Raw genomic sequence first — 14,358 nt, forward strand, 5'->3', positions numbered from 1 at the left:
GGGCCTTTGCCGTTCTAAACGCCCACGGAATTCTGCAGTCCATGAATACAACCGCCCCGACGTCCCGCCCGCAACTGGTCTACCTGGTGTTCGGCGCAGAGACTTACCATCAGGAAGCGGTATTCAGCATCGCCAGCGCCCTGTCGTTCCTGCGGGACGAGCCGGACACAGGCATCGACATCCAGGTCTTCACCGACAACCCCGAGCCCTACCGCCTGCTGCCGGTACGGGTACGCCCGCTGGACGAAGCCACGCGCAAACGCTGGAGCGAGCCTCACGGCTACCACTTTCGCACCAAGCACGTAGTGCTGCGGCAAGTGTTGCAAGAATCCGAAGTGGCGCTGCTGATCGACACCGATACGTTTTTCCATCATTCGCCCCTGGCGCTGTTTGAACGCGTGCAACCGGGCACCCTGCTGTGCAACGCCTTCTACACCAAGTACGGCGACAACCACGAAAGCATTCTGTACAGCGCCCTGTACCAGCGCCTGCTGGACATGGGCGTGGCCGACGATGACATGATGACCCTCAATTCAGGGGTCATGGGCCTGACGCAGCAGGACGCGCACATCCTCGACCGCTCGATCGAGTTGATGGACGAACTGTTTCCCCATGCCCAGGGCGCCTACACCCTGGAAGAGTTCTGCCTGTCCATTGCCGCCTATCGCACCCTCAACGTGCGCGAATGCCCGGACCTGATCCACCACTACTGGAGCCGCAAGCAGCTGTTCCGGGCCAAGGTCAAGGCGTGGATCGCCAAGCATGGGGCAAACCCCACCAGCGCCACGGCCCTGGATGACACGCGCCAGGTTTCCGCCCACCTGCCCCGCCCGCCTCGTCTGCAACGCTTGATGTACAAGCTGATCACCCTGGCACTGCCCAAGCACCAACAGCAGTTCATCCGGGAAATCCTCTACGGCTGCTACGAACATGAAAACGAGTTCGACCAGGCGTGTGGCCCGGTTTGGTGGGACAAGGCCCGACAAAACCAGGAAGAGCGCCAGGGTCGACCGGTGGATGCCCATCTGCTGGAGCACTGGTTTGACAATCCCGTGGTGCGGCTGATTCTCGGCGAGCGGCGCGAGGCGATCTACGAACACCTGATCAAATCTCCGGGCAAGTAAACCTGGCGGGCGCCCGCAGATCACTGTGCCAGAGCTTCTCTTTAGCCCGATACAGTCGTAATCTCAGGGTATGCCTGTCACTTTCCGGTTATTGACTGCTGTTCTTTTCGCTTGCCTGAGCCTCGGTGCCCATGGCGAGAAACTGCGCATTGTCACCGAGCCCTGGGCGCCTTACGTCTACGACGACAACGGCACCATGCGCGGGCTCGACTACGAGACCACGGTGATCGTGTTCCAGCGCCTGGGCATCGATGTGGATTGGCAATTCCTGCCCTGGAAGCGCTGCCTGGCGATGCTCGACCAAGGCCAGGCCGACGGCGCACTGGATATTTTCCATAGCCATGAACGCGACGCGGTGCTGCTGTACCCCAGCGAGCCGCTGTCCGAGGTGGAGTTCGTGCTGTTCTACGCCAATCAGCGCCCACACCCGTTCCAGACCTTCGACGACCTGCGCGGCCTGACCATCGGCACCTCGCCAGGCTACCTCTATGGCGCCGAATTCAGCGAGTCCACCCTCTTCAAGCAGGAGCCGGCCGCCAGCCATGAGGCCAACTTCGGCAAACTGGCCCTTGGCCGGATCGACCTGGTGATCACGGACCGTCGGGTTGGCCAGCATGTACTCAAGGCCCTTGGACTTGAGGACCAGGTCACCCAGGCACCCCAGGTAGTCAGCAGCCAGCCACAGTTCCTGGCCGTGCGCCGCGGTGCCGGCATGGATTTGCTGGTGCAACGCTTCGCCGCCGAACTCAAACGCTTCAAGCAAGAGCCTGCCTACGCGGCCTTGAGCGCCAAATATGCGGGCAGCAGCCCGCAAACCAGCGCATCAGCCCTGCCCGTACGCACCGTTGAGCAGCAGGAAAGCAGCGCAGAGTGATTGCTCTGTTATACTCCGGCCTTTCCGCCAGGCTTACGCCCGGACGCTTCGGTCTTGCAAAAGGCACCCGACCCCGCTACAGCGCAGCTTTCAAGCCCGCGCGAGCCGTCTGAGTGCCCGCCAGCCCCAGCAGGACCGGACGGGATTGCGTTCATCTAAACGCCATTCACGCCAGGCAAGACTATCCCTCTGGGCCAAGCCCTAACTAAAACAGGATTACTCATGTCCTTTGCTTCCCTCGGTCTCTCCGAGGCTTTAGTCCGCGCCATCGAGGCAGCGGGCTATACCGAGCCTACTCCGGTGCAACAGCGGGCCATTCCCGCCGTGTTGCAAGGCCGCGACCTGATGGTTGCGGCTCAGACAGGTACTGGTAAAACCGGCGGCTTCGCCCTTCCGATCCTGGAGCGGTTGTTCCCCAACGGTCACCCGGACAAATCCCAGCGTCATGGCCCGCGCCAACCGCGCGTACTGGTCCTGACCCCTACCCGCGAACTCGCCGCCCAAGTGCATGACAGCTTCAAGCTGTATGCCCGCGACTTGAAGTTCGTCAGCGCCTGCATCTTCGGCGGCGTCGGCATGAACCCACAGGTTCAGGCCATGTCCCGCGGTGTCGACGTACTGGTTGCATGCCCGGGTCGCTTGCTCGACCTGTGCGGCCAAGGCAGCGTCGATTTGTCCCACGTGGAAATCCTCGTGCTGGACGAAGCCGACCGCATGCTCGACATGGGCTTTGTCCATGACGTGAAAAAGGTCCTCGCGCGCCTGCCGGCCAAACGCCAGAACCTGCTGTTCTCGGCCACGTTCTCCAACGACATCACCGCGTTGGCGGGCAAGTTGTTGCACAACCCCGAGCGCATTGAAGTCACGCCGCCGAACACCACGGTCGAGCGTATCGAGCAGCGCGTATTCCGCCTGCCGGCCGCCCACAAGCGTTCGCTGCTGGCCCACCTGATCACCGCCGGCGCGTGGGAACAGGTGCTGGTGTTCACCCGCACCAAGCACGGCGCCAACCGCCTGGCCGAGTACCTGGACAAGCACGGCCTCACCGCCGTCGCGATCCACGGCAACAAGAGCCAGAACGCCCGCACCAAAGCCCTGGCCGACTTCAAGGCCGGTGAAGTGCGCATCCTGGTCGCCACCGACATCGCCGCTCGCGGCCTGGACATCGACCAACTGCCCCACGTGGTCAACTTCGAGCTGCCAAACGTCGACGAAGACTACGTGCACCGTATCGGCCGTACTGGCCGGGCCGGTCGTTCGGGCGAGGCCATTTCCCTGGTCGCACCGGACGAAGAAAAGCTGCTGAAAAGCATCGAGCGCATGACCAAGCAGAAAATCGCCGACGGCGACCTGATGGGCTTCGACTCCAGCGCCGTTGAGGCCGAGAAGCCTGAAGTGCGCGAACGTCCGGACGTGCGCAACCCGCGCAACAACCCACGCGGTCCGAAGGGCGATGGCCCGAACGGCGGCGGCGGTGGTGGCGGTCGTAAAGACAAGGGCAAGGACAAGGGCGGCAAGGACAAGGCTGCGACCAATGGCCGTGGCGAACGCCCGGCCCGTGAGCAAAAGCCCCGTGAAGGCACCCCGGCCCGCGAACAGCGCCAGCCGAGCCAGCCGCCACGTGCTGCTGCCGACCGTGCTCCGGACGAGTTCCTGGACGACGACGTGGACAACTTCGGTAACCGCGTTGACTACGTGCCCCAGGCCAAGCCGGCCCAGGGCCGTGGTCGTCGTCCGGGCGCTCCAGCCCAGGGCGCAGGCGCAGGTACTCCGCGTACCGGCGGGCAGCCGCAAGGTCGCCAGAACGGTCCGCGCAGCAGCAACGGCGCCACCACCGGCACCCCGCCTGCCAAGCGCAGCGGCCCGCGCAACGGTGCACCGCGTGACGGCCAGGCCCGTCGCGAAGAGTCGCGCAACCGTCGCCCGGCGCGTGATGATCAACCTCGCCTGTCGGAGCCAGCGGTGCAAAACCCGCGCGGCGGCCCGGCACCGAAGATCATCCACAAAGAGTCGAAAAGCGATCGCACGCTGACACCTGAGCAGTTGGATCAACTGCCGGGCCGTCCACGTGGTGAAAAACCGGCGTTGCTGACCCGCAACCGCTGAGTTTTCAAAGCGCCATAAAAAATGCCCCGGATCGCGAGATCCGGGGCATTTTTGTGTGGCCGGCGAAAATTACTTCGCTTTCACACCTTCAAACGTCACGTACAGCTCAACGTTGTTGGACGCTGGACCCAGGTCCATCTGCTTGCCGAAGTCCTGGCGATTGAAGGAGGTAGTACCTTCAAAGCCGGCACGGTAGCCGCCCCATGGATCCTTGCCTTCACCCAGGAAGGTCGCCTTGACGACGATCGGCTTGGTCACGCCGTGAAAGGTCAGGTCGCCGGTCACGTCAGCAGTGACTTGGCCAGCGGCATTCTTGCCAGTGGTCTTGACGCTGGTGGAGACGAACTTGGCATCGGCAAACTTGCCAACGTCCAGGAAGTCTTTGCTGGCGATGTGCTTGTCACGTTCGGCGTGGTTGGTGAGCACGCTGGCGGTGCGGACGTTGAACTCAATCTTGCTGTCTTCAGGCTTGGCAGCATCGAAGCTGAACTTGCCGTCCAGGTCCTTGAAGGTACCGGTGATGAAGCTGTAGCCCAAGTGGCTGATCTTGAAGTCAACGAAGGCGTGCTGGCCTTCCTTGTCGACAACGTAGTCAGCTGCCATCGCCTGACCGGCAGTCAGCAGGGCAGAACCGATGGCCAGAGCGGCGAGAGTCTTTTTCAACATGCTTTCTATTCCTTGTGAGTCGAGGTTGAACATCAGGCTTTGCGCCCCAGCATACGAACCAGGGTCACATCACGATCAATGAAATGGTGTTTCAGCGCGGCCACGCCATGCAGGCCGGCGAACACCACCAATACCCAGGCCAGGTACAAATGCACCACACCTGCAGTGTCTGCCTGGTCCGGTAGCCCGGAAACCAGCGCAGGAATCTCAAACAAGCCAAACACCGGGATCCCGACACCGTCTGCGGTGGAAATCAGGTAACCGGCAATCATCACGGCAAACAGCCCGAGATACAGGAACGCGTGGCCAAACGCAGCCCCCAGACGCGTCATGCGGCTATAGCTGGCAAGCGGTGGCGGCGGCGGGCTGACCAGGCGCCAGACGATCCGCACGAGCATGATGGCGAACAGCGTAATGCCGATGCTCTTGTGCAGGTCCGGGGCGTCTTTGCGCCAGGCACTGTAGTAGTCGAGACCGACCATCCACAGGCCCAATGCGAACAGACCGAACACCACCAGGGCCACGCCCCAGTGCAAAACGATGCTGACCCAGCCATAGCGGGCCGGTGAATTACGTAGTTGCATGTCCCAAATCCCGTAAGAGCTGTGGCAAGACTATCGATTTACCTATCGAATTAAAGCGGAAAATTTCGCTTTGAAATATCGAGAAATACGATCAAGAGCGTATGCAGAGTAAGTTAACAAGAGATTAAGGACTATCCAGAAGAAACGTGACGGACTGTCCTGCGTTTACCACCAATTTACGCTTCAGACTCGCAATGGGTTGTGACACAGGCCTGCATTGCATAGGCTTGCGCGATTGTTTCGCCCGCGCACGTCGCGAGCCGCTTCGAGGAGAATGAACATGGGTTTGAATAACCAGTGGATGCAACGCGACCTTGCGGTGCTGTGGCATCCCTGCACCCAGATGAAAGACCACCAGCAACTGCCGCTGATCCCGATCAAGCGCGGTGAAGGCATCTGGCTGGAAGACTTCGAAGGCAAACGCTACCTCGACGCCGTCAGTTCCTGGTGGGTCAACGTGTTTGGCCACGCCAACCCGCGCATCAACCAGCGCATCAAGGACCAGGTCGACCAGCTGGAACACGTGATCCTCGCCGGTTTCAGCCACCAGCCGGTGATCGAGCTGTCCGAGCGCCTGGTGAAGATGACCCCCGAAGGCCTGACCCGCTGCTTCTACGCCGACAACGGCTCGTCGTGCATCGAAGTCGCGCTGAAGATGAGCTTTCACTATTGGCTCAACCGCGGCCTGCCGAACAAAAAGCGCTTTGTCACCCTGACCAACAGCTACCACGGCGAAACCATCGCCGCGATGTCGGTTGGCGATGTGCCGCTGTTCACCGAGACCTATAAAGCCCTGCTGCTGGACACCATCAAGGTGCCGAGCCCCGACTGCTACCTGCGCCCCGACGGCATGAGCTGGGAAGAACATTCCCGGAACATGTTCCTGGCCATGGAGCAGACCCTGGCCGAAAACCACGACACCGTGGCCGCCGTGATCGTCGAGCCGCTGATCCAGGGCGCCGGCGGCATGCGCATGTACCACCCGGTGTACCTCAAGCTGCTGCGCGAAGCCTGCGACCGCTATGGCGTGCACCTGATCCACGACGAAATCGCCGTGGGCTTTGGCCGCACCGGTACGATGTTCGCCTGCGAACAGGCCGGCATCCGCCCGGACTTCCTGTGCCTGTCCAAGGCCCTGACCGGCGGCTACCTGCCGCTCGCCGCCGTAGTCACAACCGACGATGTGTACGACGCCTTCTACGACGACTACCCGACCCTGCGCGCCTTCCTGCACTCCCACAGCTACACCGGCAACCCGCTGGCCTGTGCGGCGGCCCTGGCGACCCTGGATATCTTCGAAGAAGACAACGTCATCGAAAACAACAAGGCCCTGGCCCAGCGCATGGCCACCGCCACCGCGCACCTGGTGGACCATCCGCACGTCTCGGAAGTGCGCCAGACCGGCATGGTGCTGGCCATTGAGATGGTGCAGGACAAGGCCACCAAGACCGCCTACCCGTGGCAGGAACGCCGTGGCCTGAAGGTGTTCGAGCATGCGCTGGAGCGAGGCGCTCTGCTGCGGCCGTTGGGCAGCGTGGTGTACTTCCTGCCACCGTATGTGATCACCCCGGAGCAGATCGACTTCCTGGCTGAAGTGGCCAGCGAAGGGATCGACATTGCCACCAACAGCAAGGTCAGCGTGGCGGTGCCCAAGGATTTCCACCCGGGGTTTCGTGATCCGGGCTGATTGAGTTGATCGTTCCCACGCTCCGCGTGGGAATGCAGCCATGGACGCTCCGCGTCCGCCCTGCACACTATTTCCAGAGAACAGAAATGAGACTGTCCCGCTTTTTTGTCGACGCCCCCCTGAGCCTTGGCGACCACGAGTTGCCGGAAGCCCAGGCGCACTACATCAGCCGCGTATTGCGCATGAGCGAAGGCGACCCCGTGCAGTTGTTCGACGGTTCCGGACAGGAGTTTCGCGCCAGCTTGCTGGAAGTCGGCAAAAAACGCGTGGTGGTGCAAGTCACCGAAACCTTCGCCGGGCAGGTCGAGTCGCCGTTGCAGATTCACCTCGGCCAGGGCCTGTCCCGTGGCGAGCGGATGGACTGGGCGATCCAGAAAGCCACCGAGCTTGGGGTGAATGAAATCACCCCGATCTTCAGCGACCGCTGCGAAGTGCGCCTCAAGGACGAACGCGCCGACAAACGCCTGCAGCACTGGCGCCAGGTGGCGATCAGCGCGTGCGAGCAGTGCGGTCGCTCGCGAGTGCCGGTGATTCACCCACCGCTGTTGCTGGCGGATTGGTTGAAACAGGCCGAAGCGGATTTGAAGCTGGTGCTGCACCCGGTGGCCGAGCCCCTGGTGAGCCACGCCAAGCCTGGGAGCCTGGCCTTCCTGATCGGGCCGGAGGGTGGATTGACTGATGGCGAAGTCGAAACGGCACAAGGTGCGGGGTTTCATGCCGCACGGTTGGGCCCACGGGTGCTGCGTACCGAAACTGCGCCAGTCGTGGCGCTGGCCGTAGCCCAACAACTCTGGGGCGACTTCTAAACCCGTTTTGCAAACCCAATCAAATGTGGGAGCGGGCTTGCACTCCGCTACTCCACCGGGTCACTCACAGGCGTCGCAATAATCGCCTTCAACTCACTGGTCATCGGGAATTCCAGGTTCAAGCCCTTGGGCGGGATCGGCTGCTCAAACCAGCGCTGGTAAATGCCGTTGATCTCCCCCGAGCTGTACAGCCCGGCCAGGGTCTCATTGACCACCGCGAGAAACTGCGGGTCGTCCTTGCGCACCATGCAGCTGTAGATTTCCCGCGACTGTTCTTCCCCGACCACCACCCACTTGTGCGGGTCCCTGGCCTTGGCGCGCTCCCCGTAGAGCAACGCGTCATCCATGTAGAACGCCGCCGCCCGGCCGGATTGCAGCATCTGGAAGGCTTCGCCGTGGTCCTTGGCGCTGATCACCGACATGTTCAGTTTGTGATCAACGTTGTAGCTCTTGAGGAACCGCTCGTTGGTGGTGCCGGCGGTGGTTACCACGTTCTTGCCTTGCAGGTCGGCGAAGCTTTTGATGCCGCTGTCGTTGGCGGTCAGCAACTGGCCCTTCACGTAGATAAACCCGTAGGAAAACGCCACCTGCTTCTGCCGCTCGGCGGTCACGCCGGTGGAACCGCATTCCAGGTCCACGGTGCCGTTTTGCACCAGGGCAATGCGGGTCTGGGAAGTCACCAGGTTGTACTTCACGTTGAGCTTCGGCACACCGGTTTTCTGCTGGATACGCTCGACGATCTTGTTCGCCAGCTCCACCGAATAGCCCATGGGCTTGCCGCTGTGATCCCCCACATAGGAAAACGGCACCGAGGCATCGCGGTAGCCGAGGGTGATGCTCCTGGCGTTGGCGATCTTGCTAAGCGTACCGTCCAAGGGGGCCTCGGCGGCATGGGCCTGAGCCCCCAACAACAGCCCCAGAGTGCAGCCGATCAACGTGATTTTTTGCATTGTTATTCTCCGTTGGTGGTTAAAGGTTCAGGTACGGCGCACTGCAATGACACTGATCTCGACCAGCACGTCCGGTCGCGCCAACTGCGCCTGCAACGTGGTACGCGTCGGTGCCTGCCCCGGCGATAGCCAGGCGGACCAGACTTCATTCATCGGCGCAAAACCCTCCTGGATATTGTTCAGGTAGATGGTCGCATTCAGCAGATGATCCTTGTCGCTGCCGGCCTCGGCCAGCAGCGCATCAATCCTGGCCAGCACCTGTTCGGTCTGGGTCTTCACATCGCGGCCTTCGCCCGGCACCTGGCCGGACAAAAACACCAGGTCCTGAAACACCACGGCGCCAGACAAGCGGCTGTTGCTGTTGATTCGGGTGATGGTCATCGAAATATCCTCAAGCGGCTCGGGGCGCGAAGCCCTGCATATCAATGGAAGTGGTGTGCCGGCCAATCAACTCGGCCAGTACCTGGCCGCTGCCGCAAGCCAGGGTAAACCCGAGGGCGCCGTGGCCGAGGTTAAGCCACAGGTTGCTGTAGGCGCTGGCACCAATCAACGGCACGCCGGTAGGCGTGGCCGGGCGCATACCGGCCCATTCGACCGCGTGCTGGTAGTCACCGGCCAGCGGGAACGTCTCAAGTGCCTGGCGTTTAATCAGCGCCAGGCGCTTGGGTTCCAGGCGGGTGTCGAAGCCGACAATATCCACCATCGCCGCCACCCGCAGTTGCTCACCGATGCGCGCGTAGACGATCTTGCGGTCGTAATCGGTGATGCTGATGTTCGGCGCCTGATGCTGCGCGCCAATCGGCACGCTCAGGCTGTAGCCCTTGAGGGGATACAGCGGCAGTGACATACCCGGCAAGGCCAGTTCGGGGCTGCGGTGCCCGGCGGCCAGCACCAGGTGCTGCACCGGCAAGACTTCACTACCCATTTCGATAGCCTGCACGGCGCCTGCGCTGTGACGAATCGCCGTCACCTTGCGCCCCAACAGGAACGTGCAACGCCCCGACGCTTCAAGGCGCGCCGCCAGTTGCTGGCAGAACCCATGGCAGTCGCCGACCTCTTCATTGGGCGTATAGATGCCGCCGGCAAAACTGGCGCTGTCCAGGGTCGGTTCCAGCCGTGCGCAGTCCGCCGCCGAGAGCACTTGCTGTTGCAGCGGGTCGGTCACTTTATTCAAGGCGCGTTCATAGCTGTCGAGGCTGCGAAAGGTCACCAGCTTGCCGTTGCGCCGCCAGTGGAAACCGCCCAGTTGGTCTTCTTCACGCCAGCGTTGCAGGGTGCCCTGGCTCAAGGACGCCAGGCGCAGCAGGTGGGCCGCATTGCGCTGGTTCACCGAGCCACGGCAGGCGCCCAGGAACGAGGCCATCCAGCGCCACTGCGCCGGGTCCATGCGCGGGCGCAGCTTCAGCGGCGAGTCACCGCGCAGCATCCAGCCGATGGCTTGCAACGGCACACCCTTGTCGGCCAGCGGTGCGACATAGCGGTAGGACAACTGCCCGCCGTTGGCGAAGCTGGTCTCGCTGCCCAGGGTTTCCCGGGCTTCGACCACCGTCACCTGCATGCCGGCACGCACCAGCGCGTAGGCACTCGCCAGGCCGATAACCCCGCCACCGATGATGCAAACCTGCTGAGCCATGTGCGTCCCTTAACCGTGCGATGTCAGGCTTGAAGGTTAGAGGCAGGTGACAGCGGCGGGACAATGAATAAAGATGGGTCACCCATAAACAAAGGTTATGGACTGCCCATGCGCTTGCGTCATATCGAAATCTTCCAGGCCATCCGCCAGACCGGTTCCATCAGCGCCGCCGCCCAGTTGCTGCATGTCTCGCAGCCGGCGGTGAGCAAGGTGCTGCAGCACGCCGAGTTGCAGTTGGGGTTCCCGCTGTTCCTGCGTATACGCGGCAAGCTGCAGCCAACCCCGGAAGCGCTGGCGCTGGAGCGCGAAGTCGACAAGGTGACCGAAAGCCTGCAAGGCGTGCGGCGCCTGGCGCAGAACCTGCGCCGCGAGCCGGGCCAGAGCCTGCGTATCGGCGCCACACCCGCGCTGGCCTTGTCGTTGCTGCCGCCGGCCATCCGCGAATGGACCCAACGCTACCCGGACATCGCCTGCGAGCTGTCCAGCGCCCACAGCCGCGAGCTGGTGCAAAACCTGTTGATGCGTGAGGTCGACGTGGCGCTGACCCTGCAACCGCCCGATCACCCAGGGCTGAACGCCCAGCCGTTGGCCCACGGCGTGCTGGTGGCGCTGGCGCCGCAGGGTTACTGGAAGGAAAACGAGCTGGGCAAACCGTTGCCGCTGATGGCCCTGGCGGGCGCGCCGTTGATTGGCCTGTCCAGCGCCGACCCGTTGTCGGCGAAGCTGGACAGCTACCTGGAAGCGGTCGATCCACCGCCACGGGTCAGCATCGCAGTGCAGACCTATTCCCTGGCCAGGGCCATGGTCGAATCCGGCGCCGGGCTGGCGGTGATTGATCCGTTCACCGCCCTCGGCGCATCACCGGCCACTACTTGCATTCGCCCCCTTGCGCCGCCACTGCCAATCACCTTGTACGCCCTGACCCGCGCCGACGAACCGCCGCCGCATATGCTGGCGAGCCTGTTGGAGATCTTCGGCAGCCGGGCCCATGAGCAATTGGACCGGCTATAACACGTACCCCATGATCGCCACGAAATGCAGCAGGCTGCCGCCAATCACGAACAAATGCCAGATCCCGTGGGAGTGCCGCAAGCGGTCCTCCAAGGCAAAGAAAATAATGCCCACGGTATACAGCACCCCGCCCGACGCCAGCCAGGCAAACCCGGTAGGCCCCAGCGCAGCAATCAGCGGCTTGACCGCCACCAGCACAATCCAGCCCATCACCGCATAGATCACGATCGACAAAATCCGCGCCTCGGAGCGTGGCTTGATCTCCTGCAGGATGCCGATCACCGCCAGCCCCCACACAATCCCGAACAGCGTCCAGCCCCACGGCCCGCGCAGCGTCACCAGGCAAAACGGCGTGTAGCTGCCGGCAATCAGCAGGTAGATCGAAAAGTGATCGACCTTCTGCATGATCGCTTTCTTGCGCCCGCGCACGCTGTGGTAAACGGTGGACGCGCTGTACAACACCAGCAATGTGAAACCGTAGATCGCTACGCTGACAATCTTCCAGGGGTTGCCGTCCATACTGGCCACCACCAACATCCATACCGCACCCACAAAAGCCGCAACCGCCCCGAGCAAGTGGCTCCAGGCGTTGAATCGTTCCCCGTGATACATGTGTCACTCACCTCGAATAACGGTTATCACCTCGACCATTCTGACGTCACCCACCCAATATCAGGTAACAACCTTTCTTCATTTGCCCAAATACACATGCCGATGGATGATTCGCTTCATCCTGTAGGAGCTGGCTCGCCGGCGATAGCGGTGGGTCAGCCATACATCTGCTGCTGATATACCGCTATCGCCGGCAAGCCAGCTCCTACATAAAAGCCCCTCATCGGTAACGCCCATGCCCGACCTCGAACCTGCCCAGCCCCACCCGAGTCTGTGGCAATTGTTTTACAACTTCGCCATGGTCGGCCTGTTCGGCTTTGGCGGCGTGATGCCCTGGGCGCGGCAGATGATGGTCGACCGCAGGCAGTGGGTCAGCGAACAAGGCTTCAACGAGCTGCTGACCACCGGCCAATTCTTTCCCGGGCCGAATATCGCCAACGTCGGCATCATCTACGGTCGGCGCCTGCACGGTTTGCCGGGTGCGGTTGTGACCGTGGTCGGCTTGTATCTGTTCCCCTCGCTGATCACCGTGCTGGCCGGCTTCGCCTATGCCAAATGGTGGACCCATGACGTGGTGCAGCAGATCTTCGGCGCGGTGATGCCGATCGCCACCGGGCTGATGCTCGGCACCACTCTGCGCCTGCTCAAGGCCATGCCGCGAACCCTGGCGAATTACAGCGCGTTCGTCCTGACCTTCGTGTTGATGGCGGTGCTGGTGCTGCCGTTGTGGATGGTCCTGCTGATCTGCATTCCCAGCTCGTTGGCCTTGAGCTTCATGGGCAAGCGGAAGGTGGCCGGCTGATGCAGAGCGTGCTGTTTCACCTGATGATCCAATGCGCGCTGTGGTCGCTGATGGCGATTGGCGGCAACACCGTGGCCCTGAGCGATATCCATCGCTACACCGTCACCGACATGAACTGGATCACCGACGCCCAGTTCGTCGCCTTCTTCGCCCTGTCCCAGGCATTGCCCGGGCCCAATGGCATGTTCCTGGTATTTATCGGCCAGCAAGCCGCCGGGTTGCCCGGCGCCCTGGTGGCCCTGACCGCCAAGCTGGTGCCCTGCTCGGTACTCACCTACCTCGGCGCCGGCTGGCTGGAAAAACACAGCAAAACCCCGTGGGTGCAGCGGGTCAAAGGCAGCCTGCTGCCGATCTCCATCGGGCTGATCCTGGCCGCCAGCTACATCCTGATGAACAGCCTGGAAAACAACGCCACCAGCCTGGTACTGACCCTGGCCAGCGCCGCCGTGGTGTATTACACAAGGCTCAACGCGATCTGGCTGATCATCCTCGGCGTAGTGTTGGGCCTGTGCAGTGCATGGCTGGGAGTGAACTGGTTTTAGGGGCACAATCGACGGCATTCGAACAAGAGTCACGCCCATGCTGATCGACGAAGAATTCACCCTCAAGAAGCTGGAGATCTTCCTGGCGTTCATGCGCACCGGTAACCTGGCGCGGGCGGCGGCTGAATTGCAGACCAGCAACGTCAGCGTGCACCGGGCGATCCACTCCCTGGAAAACGCCCTGCGCTGCCCGCTGTTCAAGCACGAAGGGCGCAACCTCACGCCGCTGGAAAGCGCCTATGTGCTGGAAGAGCGTGCGCAGAAGCTGGTGCAGGATGTGGTGGACAGTGTGCGGGTGACCCGCGAGGCCGCCGGCTTTTCCGCCGAGCGCTTCAAGCTGGGCTCGCTGTATTCGCTGACGGTGAAGACCGTGCCGCAGTTGATCATGGGGCTGAAGATTCGCCGTAGCGAGCTGAATATCGACCTGATCCTCGGGTCGAATTTCGACCTGCTGTACAAGCTGAAGAACATGGAAGTCGATGCGATCCTGATCTCCCTCGACGAGCACGCCAACGATCCGGACTGCGAGCAGATCGCGCTGTTTTCCGACGACATCTTCCTCGCCACCCCGGCCGATTCACCCTTCGACCGCGAACAGGAAATCGACCTGGCGGACGTGCGCGACGCCACCTTCATCACCCTCACCCAAGGCTTCGCCACCCATCAGGATGGCAACCGCGTATTCAAGCAGGCAGGGTTCGAGCCGAAGGTGGCGATGCAGGTCAACGACATCTTCACCCTGCTGAGCATGGTCAGCTCGGGGGTGGGTTATGCGCTGCTGCCGGGGCGGATTGCGGCGGTGTATGAGAACCGGGTCAAGCTGATTCCCCTGCAACCGCGCTACCGTTTGCAGCAGCACATTGGCGTGGTGTTTCTGAAAGCCAAGGAGCGCGACCCGAACCTGCTCGCGCTGTTGGCGGAGTGCCGGATGTATGCGAACCGCCAAACCTGACAATGATCC

Annotated in this window: 15 protein-coding genes; 9 read left to right on the forward strand and 6 right to left on the reverse strand. The window is 62.2% G+C overall.

All coding sequences use genetic code 11. From position 1 onward, the window contains the following. Positions 1-41: 41 nt before the first annotated feature. The 3 genes from HX786_RS07040 (at position 42) to HX786_RS07050 (ending at position 4,104) form a co-directional block, all read left to right on the forward strand. Complete coding sequence (locus HX786_RS07040) at positions 42-1,124, forward strand: hypothetical protein (RefSeq protein ID WP_177035285.1); 1,083 nt, start codon at positions 42-44, stop codon at positions 1,122-1,124. 70 nt (positions 1,125-1,194) lie between these two features. After that, a complete protein-coding gene (locus tag HX786_RS07045) occupies positions 1,195-1,998 on the forward strand; it encodes an ABC transporter substrate-binding protein (protein WP_023659310.1) in 804 nt (267 codons plus the stop codon). 222 nt (positions 1,999-2,220) lie between these two features. Further along, a complete protein-coding gene (locus tag HX786_RS07050) occupies positions 2,221-4,104 on the forward strand; it encodes a DEAD/DEAH box helicase (protein WP_003216846.1) in 1,884 nt (627 codons plus the stop codon). Between the two features lie 69 nt (positions 4,105-4,173). Here the strand turns inward: HX786_RS07050 and HX786_RS07055 are convergent, their stop codons facing one another. Next, positions 4,174-4,770 carry a YceI family protein gene (locus HX786_RS07055; RefSeq protein WP_178911873.1) on the reverse strand — a complete coding sequence of 199 codons (597 nt, stop codon included), beginning with the start codon at positions 4,768-4,770 and terminating at the stop codon, positions 4,174-4,176. A gap of 32 nt (positions 4,771-4,802) precedes the next feature. Continuing rightward, a complete protein-coding gene (locus HX786_RS07060; protein WP_003216842.1) occupies positions 4,803-5,354 on the reverse strand; it encodes a cytochrome b in 552 nt (183 codons plus the stop codon). Positions 5,355-5,634: 280 nt separating this feature from the next. Here HX786_RS07060 and HX786_RS07065 point away from each other — a divergent pair, with 280 nt between their 5' ends. Together HX786_RS07065 and HX786_RS07070 are read left to right on the forward strand one after the other, a co-directional pair. Continuing rightward, positions 5,635-7,041, forward strand: a complete 1,407-nt coding sequence (locus HX786_RS07065) for an adenosylmethionine--8-amino-7-oxononanoate transaminase (RefSeq protein ID WP_003216840.1) — start codon at positions 5,635-5,637, stop codon at positions 7,039-7,041. Between the two features lie 86 nt (positions 7,042-7,127). Further along, positions 7,128-7,847, forward strand: a complete 720-nt coding sequence (locus HX786_RS07070) for a 16S rRNA (uracil(1498)-N(3))-methyltransferase (protein WP_087693231.1) — start codon at positions 7,128-7,130, stop codon at positions 7,845-7,847. 47 nt (positions 7,848-7,894) lie between these two features. On the opposite strand, the gene HX786_RS07075 is transcribed toward HX786_RS07070, so the two are convergent. Genes HX786_RS07075 through HX786_RS07085 form a run of 3 tightly spaced genes read right to left on the reverse strand, consistent with a single transcriptional unit; the run spans position 7,895 to position 10,430 of the window. After that, on the reverse strand, positions 7,895-8,797 hold the full coding sequence (locus HX786_RS07075) for a transporter substrate-binding domain-containing protein (RefSeq protein WP_178911874.1): 903 nt from the start codon (positions 8,795-8,797) through the stop codon (positions 7,895-7,897). Positions 8,798-8,824: 27 nt separating this feature from the next. Next, entirely contained in the window at positions 8,825-9,178 is a 354-nt protein-coding gene (locus HX786_RS07080; protein ID WP_087693233.1) for a RidA family protein, read from the reverse strand. Between the two features lie 10 nt (positions 9,179-9,188). Continuing rightward, a complete protein-coding gene (locus HX786_RS07085; protein ID WP_177022321.1) occupies positions 9,189-10,430 on the reverse strand; it encodes a D-amino acid dehydrogenase in 1,242 nt (413 codons plus the stop codon). Between the two features lie 108 nt (positions 10,431-10,538). On the opposite strand from HX786_RS07085, the gene HX786_RS07090 reads away from it, so the two are divergent. Continuing rightward, positions 10,539-11,441 carry a LysR family transcriptional regulator gene (locus HX786_RS07090; RefSeq protein WP_177028010.1) on the forward strand — a complete coding sequence of 301 codons (903 nt, stop codon included), beginning with the start codon at positions 10,539-10,541 and terminating at the stop codon, positions 11,439-11,441. Here HX786_RS07090 and HX786_RS07095 read toward each other — a convergent pair. After that, positions 11,436-12,053, reverse strand: coding sequence for a hemolysin III family protein (locus HX786_RS07095; RefSeq protein ID WP_003216828.1), 618 nt, complete (start codon positions 12,051-12,053; stop codon positions 11,436-11,438). The two genes, HX786_RS07090 and HX786_RS07095, sit on opposite strands and share 6 nt — an antisense overlap. Before the next feature lie 235 nt (positions 12,054-12,288). On the opposite strand from HX786_RS07095, the gene HX786_RS07100 reads away from it, so the two are divergent. The 3 genes from HX786_RS07100 to HX786_RS07110 are packed head-to-tail and all read left to right on the forward strand — an operon-like array spanning position 12,289 to position 14,349. Further along, positions 12,289-12,855 (forward strand): chromate transporter, encoded by a 567-nt coding sequence (locus tag HX786_RS07100; protein ID WP_178911875.1) that lies wholly within the window; start codon positions 12,289-12,291, stop codon positions 12,853-12,855. Then, positions 12,855-13,397: a chromate transporter gene (locus HX786_RS07105; protein WP_134327458.1), complete on the forward strand. Its 543-nt coding sequence runs from the start codon at positions 12,855-12,857 to the stop codon at positions 13,395-13,397. The genes HX786_RS07100 and HX786_RS07105 overlap by 1 nt, the downstream gene beginning before the upstream one ends. A 37-nt stretch (positions 13,398-13,434) precedes the next feature. Beyond that, the gene (locus tag HX786_RS07110) at positions 13,435-14,349 is read left to right on the forward strand and encodes a LysR substrate-binding domain-containing protein (protein WP_003216822.1); all 915 of its coding nucleotides are present in this window, start codon (positions 13,435-13,437) and stop codon (positions 14,347-14,349) included. Positions 14,350-14,358 lie beyond the last annotated feature (9 nt).

The organism is Pseudomonas sp. 21615526 (assembly GCF_013386245.1).
In the GTDB taxonomy this organism is placed as follows: domain Bacteria; phylum Pseudomonadota; class Gammaproteobacteria; order Pseudomonadales; family Pseudomonadaceae; genus Aquipseudomonas.

What these genes read in the sequence shown, in the direction of transcription:
- HX786_RS07085 (WP_177022321.1), bottom strand. Translation starts at nt 10,430, where the DNA reads ATGGCTCAGCAGGTTTGCATCATCGGTGGCGGGGTTATCGGCCTGGCG.
- HX786_RS07075 (WP_178911874.1), bottom strand. Translation starts at nt 8,797, where the DNA reads ATGCAAAAAATCACGTTGATCGGCTGCACTCTGGGGCTGTTGTTGGGG.
- HX786_RS07095 (WP_003216828.1), bottom strand. Translation starts at nt 12,053, where the DNA reads ATGTATCACGGGGAACGATTCAACGCCTGGAGCCACTTGCTCGGGGCG.
- HX786_RS07100 (WP_178911875.1), top strand. Translation starts at nt 12,289, where the DNA reads ATGCCCGACCTCGAACCTGCCCAGCCCCACCCGAGTCTGTGGCAATTG.
- HX786_RS07040 (WP_177035285.1), top strand. Translation starts at nt 42, where the DNA reads ATGAATACAACCGCCCCGACGTCCCGCCCGCAACTGGTCTACCTGGTG.
- HX786_RS07045 (WP_023659310.1), top strand. Translation starts at nt 1,195, where the DNA reads ATGCCTGTCACTTTCCGGTTATTGACTGCTGTTCTTTTCGCTTGCCTG.
- HX786_RS07050 (WP_003216846.1), top strand. Translation starts at nt 2,221, where the DNA reads ATGTCCTTTGCTTCCCTCGGTCTCTCCGAGGCTTTAGTCCGCGCCATC.
- HX786_RS07065 (WP_003216840.1), top strand. Translation starts at nt 5,635, where the DNA reads ATGGGTTTGAATAACCAGTGGATGCAACGCGACCTTGCGGTGCTGTGG.
- HX786_RS07110 (WP_003216822.1), top strand. Translation starts at nt 13,435, where the DNA reads ATGCTGATCGACGAAGAATTCACCCTCAAGAAGCTGGAGATCTTCCTG.
- HX786_RS07055 (WP_178911873.1), bottom strand. Translation starts at nt 4,770, where the DNA reads ATGTTGAAAAAGACTCTCGCCGCTCTGGCCATCGGTTCTGCCCTGCTG.
- HX786_RS07080 (WP_087693233.1), bottom strand. Translation starts at nt 9,178, where the DNA reads ATGACCATCACCCGAATCAACAGCAACAGCCGCTTGTCTGGCGCCGTG.
- HX786_RS07060 (WP_003216842.1), bottom strand. Translation starts at nt 5,354, where the DNA reads ATGCAACTACGTAATTCACCGGCCCGCTATGGCTGGGTCAGCATCGTT.
- HX786_RS07105 (WP_134327458.1), top strand. Translation starts at nt 12,855, where the DNA reads ATGCAGAGCGTGCTGTTTCACCTGATGATCCAATGCGCGCTGTGGTCG.
- HX786_RS07070 (WP_087693231.1), top strand. Translation starts at nt 7,128, where the DNA reads ATGAGACTGTCCCGCTTTTTTGTCGACGCCCCCCTGAGCCTTGGCGAC.
- HX786_RS07090 (WP_177028010.1), top strand. Translation starts at nt 10,539, where the DNA reads ATGCGCTTGCGTCATATCGAAATCTTCCAGGCCATCCGCCAGACCGGT.